A 15,232-nucleotide genomic window follows, 5' to 3' on the forward strand; every position below is an offset into this window, starting at 1 on the left:
ACGATAACTGCTCTCAACAAGCGGTCCACGGATGAGTCGATGATTCCCAGCCTTGCCCCGCTGTTCACCGGTCCCCTCGCCGACTACGGTGAGAAACTGCAACTGCGCAGCCTTCCACGGACCGACGTGCCGGGTGACCTGTTCTTTGAGCACGAGCATTTCAGTGCATTCGTCGACAGCCTGTTGCTGCACTACAAGACCGATGAGCGCCTGGCCCTGGTGTCGTTGTGGTCCAAGTGGTACTTCAGCACCTTCATGGCGCCGGTAATGGCCGCCAGCCTGCTGCAACAATCCGCACTGCCGCTTGCCCTGACCGACACCGGTCTGCAACTGGGCACCGACTCCAGACCCAAGGCGCTGCATCTGGCTCATGCCGGCAAACCTCTGCCAGCCTGCTCGGCCTTCGAGCGCTTTCATGACCTGATCGACAATCACCTGACACCTGTCATCGACGCTCTGGTCAAAGTTACCCGCGCATCGCCCCGGCTGTTCTGGAGCAATGTCGGCAATACCTTCGAGTTCGTCACCAGCCGTCTCGACCTGCACCCGCTGGCCAGCCCGCAAAGCACCGCACCGGCCAAAGAAATCCTCACGGCCCGCCTGCGCCCTGACGGTCGACGCAATCCATTGTTCGCCCCCGTGCGCTATCACGACACCGGCGAGAACGAGCCCCTGCGCCTGAGGCGTATCTGCTGCATCCGCTACCGGCTTCCCGGTGTCGGCTACTGCAGCAGTTGCCCTCTGGATGAGTGCAGGCAGCCGGACTGACTATTTCACCAACTGGAAAGGGTTTTCGGTTTCCCGGTCGTAATCCACCAGATGGCCGTAATCCAGGCGATAGACCCGGTCGGCGACATCGAAATAGCGGTCGTCATGGGTGATGGCGATCACCGTCTTGCCAGCCGCTTTCAGCTCTGGCAACAGGTCGTTGTAGAACACATGACGGAATACCGGGTCCTGATCCGCCGCCCATTCGTCCAGCAGGAAGACTTCCCGGCCTTCCATCATCAGCATCAACAGCGCCAGACGCTTGCGCTGGCCCATGGACAGCGATGTGGTGGACAGACGCCCGGCCGCGAACTCGACTTTATGAGCCAGCCCCAGACGCTCCAGATAGTGATCCACCCGAGCCTCGAGCTCTTCATGCTTGCCCGCATCACCCAGCACATCGGCGAACAGATAGAAGTCGGCAAAGATGGCCGCGAAATGCTCGCGATGCCACTCGCTGGTACTGGCATCCAGCGCCACGCCATTGAGTGAAACCTGCCCGGACGTCGGCACATAGAGCCCTGTCAGCAACTTGGCCAGGGTCGACTTGCCGCTACCATTGCCGCCGACAATGAAAATCAGCTCGCCACGCCGGATAGACAGATCCACAGGACCCAGTTCAAAGGCAAACTCGTCACTCTGGCCGGGATAGCGGTAACGCACGTTCGACAGACGCAGTTCCTCAAAAGGCTGCGACGCCTGCTCCGGTGTCGTGAATTGCACCGTTTCGCCCAGGGCCAGAGCATCGATGGCCTGCAAGGCCACATGGCCACGAATGACGGCCGGAATGGCATCCAGAATCATCGAGATCGGCGTACGCAAGAACATGATTGCCAATACGTAACCCACCACCACCTGCTGGTTCAGCCAGCCAAGCCCCTGGCCAAGAAAGAACAGCGTACCGATCAGCACGAATACCAGCAGGGTCGTCCAGTTCAGGTTGATGGCCCACAAGGTATCGGCGCGCACTGACGCATCCAGCGAGGCGCGTGCAATGGGCTCCAGCTTGTGCTGATAGAGCTGGTGCCGACGCTGGCGGCTCAGGCCCAGTTCGCAACGACCCTGAATGGCCGCCTCGAACTGTTCGGTCAACTGGTCATCCTGGCGCCTCACCGCCTGCATCAGGGACTTGATCTTGCGCCCGAGCAACACATCCAGGCCGACCCCGCAGGCAATCACGACCAGCGTCAGGAAGAAGAACGGCAGACTCAGCCAGGCCATGTACGCCAGCCCCGTCAGCAACAACAGGCCGTTGTACAACGAAATCGGCAGTTGTTTGAACGCCGTGGCGACGGTAGTCACGTCCTTGGTCAGCGCGTTGTAGATGCGTGGGCTGCCCAGCCGCTCGATGCGCTCCAGCGCAGTACCCAGCACCTTGCCCACCAGTCGCAGACGTAGCTGGTAGACGAGACGATGGCCGATCTGCACCAGCAGCGACTGCGAGGTGATGCCACTGACAAACAACAGCATCAGCAAGCCGCCGAATATCAGCAAGGCCTGGCCGATATCGCCAGGGCCTTGTTCCAGGCTGCGGTTGATGTAGCCAATCAGACCGATACTGGCCGCTGCACTCAAGGCACTGCTCAGCACCGCAAGAAAGATGCGCCACCGAGCGTTATGCAGCAGTTCTCTCAATAGAATCATGACGCCGATACCACCTTGGCAGAAGTTTCCAACAGTAGAGGCAACAGGCTTTCGGCCAGTCGAGGTTCGCCAGGTATTTCGTGATGGCCCACGTCCAGCGTCCATTGGCGAACGACCTGCTGCGTATGCGCTTGCCACTGGGCACGCAGGTCCGCATGGACATTGCCACGCCACACCCAGACCGGCACATCGACGACAGGCAAGGCCTGCTCATACAGGCGCGTCTTGATCGAGCGATACTGCTTCAAGAGTGCGAGCAGTTCGGCATCCGCCGCTTCCCATTGCAGATGCGAACGCACCTGAGGATCGTTGAGCAACAGGGTGACGCCTTCGGCATAGTCATGACCGGCCAGCAGGCTCGTCAAGCGCTCGCGCAATGATTCGCCAATCGGCTGCGCGTGGCTGCGGCAGTAAAAGGCAAAGTCGGCAATCAGTTGCCCTGCTTCATCGCCCTCTCCCGCCAGACTGCGCCGGGCATCGTGATCGAGCACCGCGAGCCCTGCGATATTGAAGCCACTGGCCTGCAAGTGCGGCACCAGCAACAAGGCCAGTCGCGACGCCAGGCTCCAGCCCAGCAGCACCAGCGGCCGTTTTTTCAATTCGACGGGAATGCTCGCCACATAGCGCTGCAACAGCGTATCCAGGGTGCTTTCATCCCAGCCTTCTTCCAGTGCCGCCAGGCCAAAGACCGAGACGTGAGCCCCCAGATTGTCCACCAGCGGCTGATAGGCTTGCAGATGCCCCTGGGCTCCATGAACCAGCAGCACGGCGGGTGATTCTCCATCCGCTTCATTGAGGACTTTCCAGGGGCCGCTGCTCTCGCCTTTGCCCAGGCCACTGACCAGATCGCGCACGGTATGGCGCTCGAACAGCAGATTGGTCGGCAGGTTGAGTGCCAGGCGCTCGCGCAGCAGTGAGATAACCTTGATCGCTGCCAGGGAATGCCCGCCGACGGTAAAGAAGTTATCGGTCACGCCCAGGTCTTCGACGCCCAGCACCTCGCACCAGATGGCCAGAACGGCGGTTTCCAGTTCACCGACCGGTGCCACTCGGGTGTTCTGCAAGCGCTGCCGGGCACGTTCCAGCAGGTTCTTGCGGTCCAGCTTGCCGTTGCTGTTCAGTGGCAGTGCCTTGAGCTCCAGAATGCCGCTGGGCAGCATGTAGTCCGGCAGTTGACGAGCGAGGCTGGCACGCAGTTGGTCTGCGGACTGAGAGCCGGTTTCGTCCTTGACGATAAAGGCCAGCAGCCGTGCATGATCGCCTTCGCCCTCCAGCAGCACAGCCGCCTGCAACACACCTGGCTGGCCCAGCAGAGCCTGTTCGACTTCTGCCAGCTCCAGACGGAAACCGCGAATTTTCACCTGCTGATCGTTACGTCCCAGAATGCGCAATGCGCCATTAGCCTGACGCAAGGCCAGGTCGCCGGTGCGATACAGACGTGCTCCGGTGAGCGAGTCGACACCAAAGGCATTGCCGCCCGCATCTCCCACATAGCCACCTACGTAGCCGCGCCCGACACTGACTCCGCTGATGCACAATTCGCCAGCCTGCCCCGGTGGTACCGGACGCTGCTGCTCGTCCAGCAAATGAATACGGTTATCGCCCAGCACCTGGCTCAGGGCACTGCCTGCCACACCCTGATCGGGATCAATCGCCTGCCAGAGCACTCCGACCGTGGTTTCGGTGGGGCCGTAGTGGTTGTACAGACGACAGGCCGGTTTCGACTCCACCAGACGGCTCAGCAAATGCTCACCGATGGGTTCCCCGCCCAACACCAGCGCCTGACGCGGAAGCACGTCAGCGGCGTGCTCGCCCATCAGGGCTTCAAGATGCGAAGGCACGATCTTGAGGACATCCAGCGGGTAGCGCTTGAGTTCTTCGGCAAAGGCCTGGGCATCGGTCACGGTGGATTGCTCCAGCACATGCACGCACCCGCCTTGCAGCCAGGCCGGGAACAGCACCGTATTGCCCAGGTCCGCGAGCAACGACGACACCAGTCCATAATGCCCGCCCTCGGGCAGGTTCAGGGCGCGGGTTACTTGCGTGGCGTAATGGCGCAACTGCGCCTGTTCGATCTGCACACCTTTGGGCTTGCCGCTGGTGCCCGAGGTATAGAGCACGTAGGCCAGATCCTGCGCCGCAACGGACACCGGCGTATCGAAAATCGGACCGTTGCTGGCTTGCGACCAGCTCAGGGTTGCCAGCGCGGTTTCAGGCAGCAGGTCTTCCAGGCACAGCAACAGCGCTGGCCGGGCGTCTTCCAGAATGCCAGCCAAACGCAGCGGTGGCTGCTTGGGGTCCAGCGGCAGGTAGGCGGCACCGACCTTGAAGCAGGCCAGCATCGCCACCAGCATCTCGGCACCTCGTGGCAGATACAGACCGACCACGTGCTCACGACCGATACCGGCCTGATGCAGGCTGCCGGCTATCCGGTCGCTCAGGGCATCGAGTTCGGCGTAGGTGAATATCTGATCACCATAGCGCAGCGCCGGGCGAGCGGGTTGCGTACGAGCGTGCTCACGCAAGGTGGCGACGATATCGAGATCGGCCTCCAGCTCAGGGCGTGCCGGTTCGGCCAGCAGTTCCTGGGGCAGATGAAGGTCAACCGCATCGAGCCGACCGTTGGGCGCTTGCACCAGTTGCTCCAGCCAATGGACAAAGCGCTGGAGCAATACCTGCGCCTGTTCGCCACGGTAAAGGCCGTCGTCATAGGCCAGCGCAAGCTGCCCATTGCCTTGTGAATCCAGGGTCAATTGCAGGTGCAGTTCCACTGGTGTGTCGAAAGAGAGCACTTGCAGGTCTTGCAGTTGCGGCGTGTACAGCACTCTCAGCCCAGTCTGGAAGCTGGCGCGCCACTCCGGCAGCAGTTGGGCCTGGCCCACATATTCCTGCCACTCGACAGCGTTTTCCAGTTGCCGGCTCAGTTGCCGGGCCACGCTGGTCAGGGTGCTGTGCTCGGAGAGCTGCACCACCATCGGCAAGGTCTGCTCGAACAGGCCATAAGCACCCTGTAGCTCTTCATAGTCATCCCGAGGGTCATGCTGCACGCCAAGCTGGCCATGCTGCTGGCCATTGAGCCTGCCCAGCAGAGAACCCCAGGCCGCCAGTGCCAGTTGCTCGACATCCAAGCCTTCGCTTTCAGCCAGCGCATTCAGCGCAGTTGAGAGTGACTGGGCAAGTTCCAGGCGAACCACGCCATGGTTGCCACTGGCGATGCCGTAGCGCTCGATCAGGCGCATGCCCGGCACATCCTGCAAGGCCAGATTGCGCCAGAACTGCGCGCCCTGCTCGGCGTCTTCGTCCAGTTGCAGGCCGTTGATCCACTCGACATATTCGCCGTACTGCATGGGTTCGGCTTCAATCGCTGCACTGCGGCCCAGCAAATGCTCCTGCAACTGGAGCAGGCTGCGCTGATCCAGCGAGTAGACCGGGACCGCCAACAGCAGGCTGTCGTCCAGCAGCCAGGCCAGCACATCCGGCTGTTCAGCCTGGCAATGACGCCGAGCCTGTTCCCGCCAGCCTTGTGCATCATGGCCATCACTGGCCTGAGCCTGACGCCAGTCCAGGCGCAGCTCGTGGTGTTCGGCAACCCGCTGGCGCAGCGCCGTGGCACCGACCGGGCGCTGATAGCGCTGGCGCAGGGCCTCGTGTTGTTCAAGGCAGGCACGTAAACGTAGTTCAACGGTGCCTGCGGGCACACCGGCCAGTTGCATCCGTACCCAGCGCCAGGCCTGTGGGTTGGCCTGGGCCAGCTGTTTCTGTTGCGGTGAAAGCGTCAGTCCAAGATCCATCATGGGTTCAACTCTGCGTGGGTCGCTTCGGTCTGCGCCGGGGCAGCCATTACCTGATCACGGCCATAGATCTCGCCCATGGCCACCACAATTTTTCGCTCGCCATCAAACGGGTCCCGGGCATGGGCTGCCAGCATATTGTCGAGCATCACCACATCGCCCTGCTGCCAGTCGAAGCGCACGGCGCAACGGTCGTAGGCGGCGTTGATGGCTTCGATGGCGCTCTCTTCAAGCTCCGAGCCGTCGCCGTAGAACACCTGCCTCGGCATGGTTGCTTCGCCATCGCGCAGGAACTGCTCGCGAATGTCAGCATCCAGGAAGGCCGGATGGTAGAGCTGGATCTGGTTGAAGAAGCTTTCTTCGCCGGTCAGCGGATGCAGAATCACCGCCGGACAGACCTGACGGGTATGCAGGTCGTTGGCGCCGCGCCACTGGAACTCGATATTGCTTTCACGGCAGATCCGCTCGACCTCGGCACGGTCCTCGGTCTGGAAGAAGTGCTGCCAGCTGACGTCCAGGCTGGTGCTGAAATTGCGCACGTACATCAGTTGCTTGCTGCGCAGCTTCGCCTGCAGCCAGGCCGGCAGTTCACGATAGACCTCGCGGCTGTCGACAATCGGCGTCGCGCCACCGGTGGTGGCCGGAATCTCGCAGTAGAACCACTGCCGACGCGGCCAGCGATGCTGATGAGCGCTCTCGTTGTGGAACAGGATCATCCGGTCCTTGGGGTATGGCGTGGACTTGTAGATATTCTTGCCGCCCTCTTTCTTGGGCAAGTCACCGTACTGGCCATAGAGCTGCGGGCACAGGGCCTGGCAAAAGCTCTCGAAATCCACCGGCGTCGGCAGGTCGAAACCACGGAACAGGATGCCGCCATGCTCGCGCAGCCAGTTTTCGACCTTGTCACGGTTGGCTTCGGCCCAGATGGCCGGGGCCAGTTCACGGTCGCGCAGGGTCACCAGCAAGGGGAATTTCGAGCCTTCGCGCAACGGTCGGGCTTCGATGGGCTCGCGGGCTGCGGGAGAAGCGCTCTGGCGCATCTTGCCCAATTTGCTCATCTTGCGTTGCACCGGGTTGTCCGTGGACATTGCAGCAGCTCCCTTTACGGTCGGAATCAAGGTATCGATAGGTTTTTCAGGCGCGACGAGGACCATCTCCAGCAGCGACGCGAAAGCATCGCGCAGGCGTTCGATGGTGGCCGGGCGGAACAGGCTGGTGCGATACACCCAGCGCAGGCTGATCGCATCACCGTCTTCGCTGGCGAACAGCGCCATGTCGAACTTGGAATGATGCTGCTCGCCAGTCAGCGGCTCGACCTTCAGGTTGCCCAACTGACGTTGCTGACGCGGCGTGTTGTCCAGGACAAACAGCGTTTGCAGCAGCGGATGCAGATTGGCCACCCGAGGCAGTTCCAGGCACTCCACGACCCGCTCGAACGGCGTGTCCTGCCAGGCGAACGCTTGAAGGCAAAGCTCCCGGACCTGCTGCGCCTGCTCACGGAAACTCAGTTCCGGTTGCAGGCGGATACGCAAGGCCAGCAGGTTGACGAAGAAGCCGATCAGCGACTCGGTGGCCGGATGGTCGCGGTTTGCGACATCGGTGCCGATCACCAGATCGCGACCTTGGGTTTCGCGCTGCAATACGGCGGCATAGCAGGTCAGCAACAGCATGAACGGTGAAGTGCCGCTCTCTTGGGCAAAGGCCTTCAGGCGCTCGACCGTGGCGGCCGACAACTGGAAATCCAGGGCCGCGCCGGTGCCGCTGTCGCGCTCCGGGCGCGGAAAGTCGAATGGCAAAGGCACCTGCGCGGGAATCCCGGCCAGGGTGCGCCGCCAGAAATCCAGGCCTTCACGCTGACGCAACTGGACCGCAGGCGAGCCCTGCCACACCGCATAGTCGACGTACTGGATCGGCAATTCACCCTGATCAGGCTCCAGGCCTGCGCTCCAGGCTTCGTAGCCTTGAATCAGCTCGTCCACCAGCACGGCGCCGGACCAGCCATCGGAGGCGATATGGTGTATGACCAGTTGCAGCACATGTTCTTGCTCGCCAAGGCGATACAGTACGGCCCGCAAAGGTGCTTCGCGGCCCAGGTCGAACGGTCGCAAGGCAACTTCACGGGCTTCGGCTGGCCATTGTGCTTCGCTGGACTCGATCACTTGCAGCGCGACCGACAGATCCTCATGAATCCGTTGGCGCAACTCGCCAGCCTGCTGGTGATAGGTCGTGCGCAAGATGGCATGACGGCTGACCAGTCGCTGTAACGAACGCTGCAGGGACTGGATATCCAGCTCACCGCGCAAGCGTACGTTGCTGCCCATATTGAAACTGCTGTCGGCCGGATCCAGTTGCTGCATCAGCCAGACCCGCTGCTGCGCCGAAGACAATGGCTGCTCGACTTGCTGATCGACGTGGGGAATGGCCAGTGAGCCGATATCCAGATCACGTGCCAGACCTTCGATTCGTGCAGCCAGCTCGGCCAGTACCGGCGTTTCAAACAGCCAGCGCAGCGGCACTTCAAAGCCCTGCTCGCGCAAGCGGCTGCGCACCTGAGCCGCCATCAGCGAATGCCCACCCAACTGGAAGAAATGGCCGTCGGCAGGAATCTGCTGGCGTTTCAGCACAGCGCCCCAGACGTCGGCCAGCATGCTTTCGCTGGCCGACAATGGTCGCTGAACGGCGCTGATGGTCGGGCTTTCCAGTTGCAGGCGTGGCAGTTGCTTGCGATCCACCTTGCCGTTGGTATTGAGCGGTAACTGTTCCAGCGACTTCAAATGCGTCGGCAGCATGTAAACCGGCAGGCGCGCCTGCAAATAGTCGCGAATCTCGGTTTCGTCGGGTGAGCTGCCAGCTTCTGCCACCCAGAAAGCGGCCAGATGTTCGCCCTGTACAGCCACGACCGCCTGAAGCAGTTTCGGATGACTGAGCAGCACCGCTTCGATCTCGCCCAGTTCGATCCGGTAACCGCGCAGTTTGATCTGATCGTCGGTGCGGCCCAGGTAATACAGCTGCCCGTCGGGCTGCCAGCGCGCCAGATCGCCTGTGCGGTACAGGCGGCTGCCATCGGTGCTGAACGGGTCTGCAATGAAGCGCTCAGCAGTCAAGCCGGGTTGTCCGGCATAACCACGAGCCAGACCCTCACCGGCAATGTACAGTTCACCGACGCAACCGGTCGGCACTTCGCACAAATGCTCGTCGAGGACATGGCAGCGAGTGTTGAGCAGCGGTCGGCCAATGGGCGCGACCGGCAATTGCAGCGCATCGATCGGGGTTTGCGTCGACCATACCGTGGTTTCTGTCGGGCCATAGACGTTGACCAGATGAGCCACCGATTGCCGCAGCTCGGTGGCCATCTCGGCCGACAAGGCTTCACCGCCTGCCAGCGCCACCCGCCCGGCCAGCACCTGACGGTCGCCCTGCAACAGCATGGCCCAGGTGGCCGGTGTGGCCTGAATCAGGTCCACGGACTGGTTCTTGATCAGGCTGGCGAGCAATACAGGGTCCTGACGCTCTTCATCGTCGGCCAGTACCACGGCACCACCGCGCACCAGGGGCAGGCACAGCTCCAGGCCACAGATATCGAAGGTGACGGTCGTCAGGGCCAGGTAACGCTGCACGTTTTCCAGAGGCAGCGCCTGCTCCATGGCCAGCAGGAAGTTGGCAAAGTTGCCGCGGCTGATCTGCACGCCTTTTGGCTGCCCGGTGGAACCCGAGGTGTAGAGCGTGTAAGCCAGTTGCTGAAGGTTTCTGTCAATCGCCGGAGCCTGTGCCGGGAATTGCGCCAAGGCCAGATCCGCCCAGATATGGCTGCGCAGTTGCTCGGGCAAGTCTGCAGTCCGTGCATCGCAGAGCAGCAAGTGTGGCTGCGCCCGATTGAGAATCTGCGCCTGACGGGCTGCCGGATGACCGGGATCGAGGGGCAGGTAGGACGCACCGGCCTTCTGGATACCCAGCATGCACACCAGCAGTCTTTCGTCTCTTGGCAGGCAGAAGGCAACGGTCGATTCGTGACCGACGCCCTGTTCCAGCAGCCAGTTGGCCAGTCGATTGGCCTGGGCATCCAGCGCCGCGTAGCTCAAGCGCCGATCTGCGCTGTACACCGCCACACGCTCGGGATAGAGAACGGCCTGGACTTCAAAGCGCGTCACAAAATCCGCTTCGCAGTGTACGTCCATGGACGCACCTGCCGTAGCCAGTCTTGCAACAGAGCCCAGCGGCACTTCCAGCAGGTTCTGCTGAAGATCAAGGCTCGTCAGGCTGCCCAGCAAGCCTTGGTAATCCTCCACCAGCCGTTGCGCGGTTTCAGGACGCAGCAACGCAGTGGCGTACTCGACAATCAGGCGAGTACTGGCATCAGCACCACGCCCGTGGGTGAACAGGTTGAACGTCAGGTCGAACTTGGCACTGACCACGCCGTCCGGCAGCGCCAGCGATTCCACGCTGACACCCGGCAGGCTGAGGCTGCGGGCGTCGCCATGGTCGATCTGGTAATTGAACAGGTTCTGGAACACCGGCGTGCGATCCAGATGGCGCTCGAAATCCAGCTTGTCCAGCAATTGTTCGAACGGCAACTCTTGGTGGGCCATATCTTCGACCAGTTGCCCGTTCAGAGTTTTGATGAAGGCTTGCAGGCTTTGCCGGGCATCGATCTGTACCCGATGAGCCAGGGTGTTGACGAACAGGCCGACCAAGGCCTGACCCGCTGCCGACTCACGTCCGGCCACCGGCAAGCCGATTGCGAAATCAGTGCGCCCGGCATGCCGCCACAACAGGAGCTGGTAAGCGGCAAAGTACAGCACGAACGGCGTGACACCCAGCGCTCTGGCCTGTGCTTCGACCGCTGCGCTCAGCGTAACCGGCAAGGCAAATTCCTCACGGGCACCGGCATAATCCTGCACCACTGGCCGCAGGCAATGATCGGGCAGTTCCAGAGGTTCGTTGCCCAGACCTTGCAGCCGTTGTTGCCAATAACCCAGCAATTGCCGGCCCTGCTCGCCGTCCAGACGCTCGCGATGATCCTTGATGAAGGGCAGCAGGCCGGTTGTCGCAGGCGCTGGCTGGTCCTGATAGATCAGCGCGAAGTCCTGCACCAGCAAGCCCATGGACCAGCCATCCACGGCAATGTGATGCACATTGAACAGCAGGCGGTAATCGCCGGGCGCAATGCTGAAGACATCAATGGCCAGCAACGGCCCGTTGACCAGATCGAAGACTCGCCGGGCAGCCTTGGCGATGCTTGCCTGCTGCTCCGATTCGTTCAGGCCGCTGAGGTCATGCAGATTGAAGATCGACGTACCTGTCTCGTCCAGACGCTGCCAGACCTGTCCCTGCTCTTCAAAGAATCGGCAGCGCAACGCTTCATGGCGCTGGACCAGGGCCTGACAGGTGCTTTGCAGACGCGGAACATCCAGATCACCGCGCAAGGCCAGCAACTGAGTGACGTTATAAGCGGTTTGCGCCGGATCCAGTTGCTGCATGAACCACACCCGTTGCTGAGCGTGGGACAGGGGCTGCGGTTGGTCCGCTGTCTGGATGGCCACGGGCGGCGTAACGGTTTTTGCCGCAACAGGTTTCAATACTCCGGCCAGTTGCCGGGGCGTCGGGTTTTCCAGCAGTTGCCGAGGCATCAGGCGCAATTCGGCCTTACGCAGACGTGCAATCAGTTGCAGGCTGAGGATCGAGTCGCCACCTTCTGCAAAGAAATCGGCATCCGGCCCCAGTCCCGGCTGTTCAAGCAGTTCACGAAAGGCTTCAATCACTGCAAGCAAGGCCGGCTGCTGACGGCAGTCGATGCACAGAGCCATACCCGCCAGGGTGGAATGCTGCAGGACGTCACGAGGCTTGAGCTTGAGCCCGGCCCGGGAAGCCAGGCCGATCAGTTGCAGACTGAGGATCGAATCACCGCCGAGGGCAAAGAAGTCATCTTCACACCCGACCTGAGTACAACCCAGCACCTGACACCACAACTGCGCCAGCTGCTGCTCCGTTTCCCCCGTCGGTGGCTGAACGGCAGCGTTGTCTGCTTCACCTTCAGCAGGCTCAGGCAAGGCGCGACGATCCAGCTTGCCATTGGCGGTCAGCGGCAGTGTCTCCAGCGTCAGCCAATGGGCAGGCAGCATATGCTCCGGCAATTGACGCCGGGCTTCGGTCTGCACATCAGCCAGTTCTTCGGCGCTCAGCGCAGGGCTGATATAAGCCACCAGTTGCGTCCGGCCCTTGATGTCCAGCGCCAGTACCGCGCCTTCGCGAACCTGTGGCCGGGCATTGAGCCAGGCACTGACTTCACCGGGCTCGACCCGGAAACCACGAATCTTGACCTGATCGTCCTGACGACCAAGAAACACCAGACGACCGTTGCGGTCCAGACGAACCCGGTCGCCGCTGCGGTAAAAACGCTGGCCCTGAGCCGTAGAACCGAAGGCCCGCGCAGTCAGCTCAGGCTGACCGAGATAGCCTTGAGCAACCTGCGGGCCTGCAATCAACAGCTCACCGGCGACGCCAACAGGCACCGGAATGTCATTGCCATCGACAATGCGCAGTTCACAGTCCGCCAGCGGCTGGCCCAAAGGCAGGTATTGCCCTGGCTCCAGTGCGTCGAGGGACTGGATTTCGCCACAGATCACGCCGACCGTGGTTTCCGAAGGCCCGTAGTGGTTGAAGATACGCAGTTGCGGCGCCAGTTCGCGCACTTGGGTAAACAAGGCCTGATCGAAGCCTTCGCCGCCCAGAATCAGCACTTCCCTGGGCAACACGCGCCGGGCATCGTCCAGCGCCAGCAGGCCGCGCAAGTGCGAAGGCGCGATTTTCAGGCAGTCCACGGGCTGCTCGTCAAGGAAGTCAGCCCAGCCAGGCGGATCGAACGTCAGGGATGCCGGCGGCAGCACCAGCGGATCACCGGCATTCAGGGCCGCGAATACGCAAGTCAGGCCCAGATCCGCGGCCACGGTGGCCAGGGTCGCCCAGCGGCTGCCGGATTTTGCCTGCAAACGTTGGCCAACAGCTGTCGCGTAATGCGCCAGATTTGCGTGGGTGACCAGCACGCCCTTGGGCTGGCCGGTGGAACCCGAGGTATAGATCAGATACGCAGGCAGGTGCGGCAGGCTCAGGCTCTGAACCGAATCCACAGGTGCATCAGCCGACCAGTCGCTGGCGGTCAGCGCAAGGTGAGCAATATCCACACCGGTTTCAGGCGCTTCGGCCAGGGTCAGCCACAGGCTCGCACCGCTGTCCTGCAACAGTTGCGCAAGTCGTTGCGGCGGCTGGGCCGGGTCGAGAAACAGACAGGTTGCACCGCGTTGCCAGCAGGCCAGGGTCGCCAGCAACTGCTCGGCGCAGCGAGGCATGCACAGCGCAACCACATGCCCCGGCTCAATGCCCTGCCCGGCCAGTCTGGCCGCCAGCGCACGGCTCGCGGCACCCAGCGTTGCATAGTCAATATTCTGCTCAGCACTGCACAAGGCTTGAGCGGTCGGTGTATGGGCCGCCCAGTGCCGGACTTGCTGGTCCAGCGGCAACGGCGTCGAACCCAGTGCCGGGCCACTCAGTTTGCTTGGCGGCGAAACCAGTTGCAGTTCGGCCAGGCGACGCTGGGGATGGCTTGCAGCCTGTCCGAGAATCGCCAGCAGATCGTCCAGCATCTGCTCGACTGTTGCAGCCTCGAACAATTCGTCGCTGTATTCCAGCTCGCAGCGCAGGCGCGAGTCGGCGGTGCGCACCATGCGCAGCGTGAGGTCGAAACGGGCATGGCGCTGTGGCGGGTCAAGCACTTCGACCGCGACACCGGGCAATTCCAGGGTTCGGCTCGCAGGCAGGTCGACCTGCACGAACATGACCTGGAACAGCGGGCTGGAACGCGGACGCTCAAGACTTTCCAGCACATTCTCGAAAGGCAGCAATTGATGATCGAAAGCGGCTGCAACGGTGTCACGGGTGCGCAGCAGTGCGCTGGTGAAATCGGGGTTGTCCTGCAACTGCTGACGGATCACCAGCGTGTTGAGCAACGGGCCTATAAGCGGCACCAGTTCCGGCCGGTCACGCTGGGCTGCGGAAGTGCCCAGGCACAGGTCGTTCTCGCCGCTGTAGCGGGACAACAGGCAACTGAAAGCGGTCAGGCCATAGATATACAGCGTCACACCCTGCTTGCGAATGGCGGCTTCCACTGCTGTTGTCAGCTCGGGTGAAAGCTCGCGGGCCAGCACCGCACCGCTATGACGGCGCTGATTGGCCGAAGGCCGTGGGCGATCCAGTGGCAAGGCCAACGGTGCCGGAGCATCCGCCAGTTGGGTGCGCCAGAACGCGATGTGCTGCTGGCAACTGTCACTGTCCAGCCACTCCTGTTCCCAGGCCGCGTAATCGGCGTACTGGATACTCAGTTCCGGTTGGCGGGCAGGCTCGTTCAGGGCCAGTGCCCGATAAGCTTCGGCCAGTTCCAGCGTGAGCTGCTGAGCCGACCACGCATCGTAGGCCACGTGATGAATAGTGAAAAACAGCCAGGTCGACTGCCCTTGAGCATCGCTGAAAGCCTGCCAGCGCCATGGCGCCGAGCTAGCCAGGTCGAAGGGTTCGGCCAACTGGCGGGCGTATTCGTCGGCACACCATTGCTCGTACTCATCGGTCGCCAGGCTCAAGCGTTTGACCTCTGGCAGGGCAACCTGCAAAGGCTCGCAGTGAGGCTGCAACTGACCCTGGGCATCGCTGATGTAACGTGTGCGCAGGATCTGGTGGCGGTCGGTCAACTGCTGCATGGCCTGTTGCAGACGCTGGCCATCGAGGTCGCGGTCGAAACGCAGGACCGAGCACAGATTGTAGAGCGCACGACTGCTCAGGGCTTCAGCCGACAGAAAGCGCCGTTGCGCCTGGGCCAGCGGCAGGCTCTGGCCTTCGCTGTGCACGGCAGGCACGATCGGCAGCCGCCAGCTGTCGATGCCCTTCTCGGCCAGACGCTGGCGGAACAACTTTTTCTTGTCCCCAGGCAGGGAAGCCAGTCGCTGTGCAATCTCCAGGAACGCTTGTTGCGTCATCCCACTCAT

At 62.0% G+C, this 15,232-nt stretch carries 4 protein-coding genes; 1 reads left to right on the forward strand and 3 read right to left on the reverse strand.

Features of this window, described 5'->3' with window-relative positions:
- The first annotated feature begins 39 nt into the window (after nucleotides 1-39).
- Nucleotides 40-768 carry a siderophore-iron reductase FhuF gene (fhuF, locus tag KQP88_RS12505; RefSeq protein ID WP_216703187.1) on the forward strand — a complete coding sequence of 243 codons (729 nt, stop codon included), beginning with the start codon at nucleotides 40-42 and terminating at the stop codon, nucleotides 766-768.
- Here the strand turns inward: fhuF and KQP88_RS12510 are convergent, their stop codons facing one another.
- The 3 genes from KQP88_RS12510 to KQP88_RS12520 are packed head-to-tail and all read right to left on the reverse strand — an operon-like array spanning nucleotide 769 to nucleotide 15,232.
- Entirely contained in the window at nucleotides 769-2,412 is a 1,644-nt protein-coding gene (locus KQP88_RS12510; protein ID WP_216703188.1) for a cyclic peptide export ABC transporter, read from the reverse strand.
- Nucleotides 2,409-6,206 carry a non-ribosomal peptide synthetase gene (locus KQP88_RS12515; protein ID WP_216703189.1) on the reverse strand — a complete coding sequence of 1,266 codons (3,798 nt, stop codon included), beginning with the start codon at nucleotides 6,204-6,206 and terminating at the stop codon, nucleotides 2,409-2,411. Before KQP88_RS12515 ends, KQP88_RS12510 begins: the two co-directional genes overlap by 4 nt.
- A complete protein-coding gene (locus KQP88_RS12520) occupies nucleotides 6,203-15,232 on the reverse strand; it encodes a non-ribosomal peptide synthetase (protein WP_216703190.1) in 9,030 nt (3,009 codons plus the stop codon). Before KQP88_RS12520 ends, KQP88_RS12515 begins: the two co-directional genes overlap by 4 nt.

It is taken from the genome of Pseudomonas lijiangensis (genome assembly GCF_018968705.1).
In the GTDB taxonomy this organism is placed as follows: domain Bacteria; phylum Pseudomonadota; class Gammaproteobacteria; order Pseudomonadales; family Pseudomonadaceae; genus Aquipseudomonas; species Aquipseudomonas lijiangensis.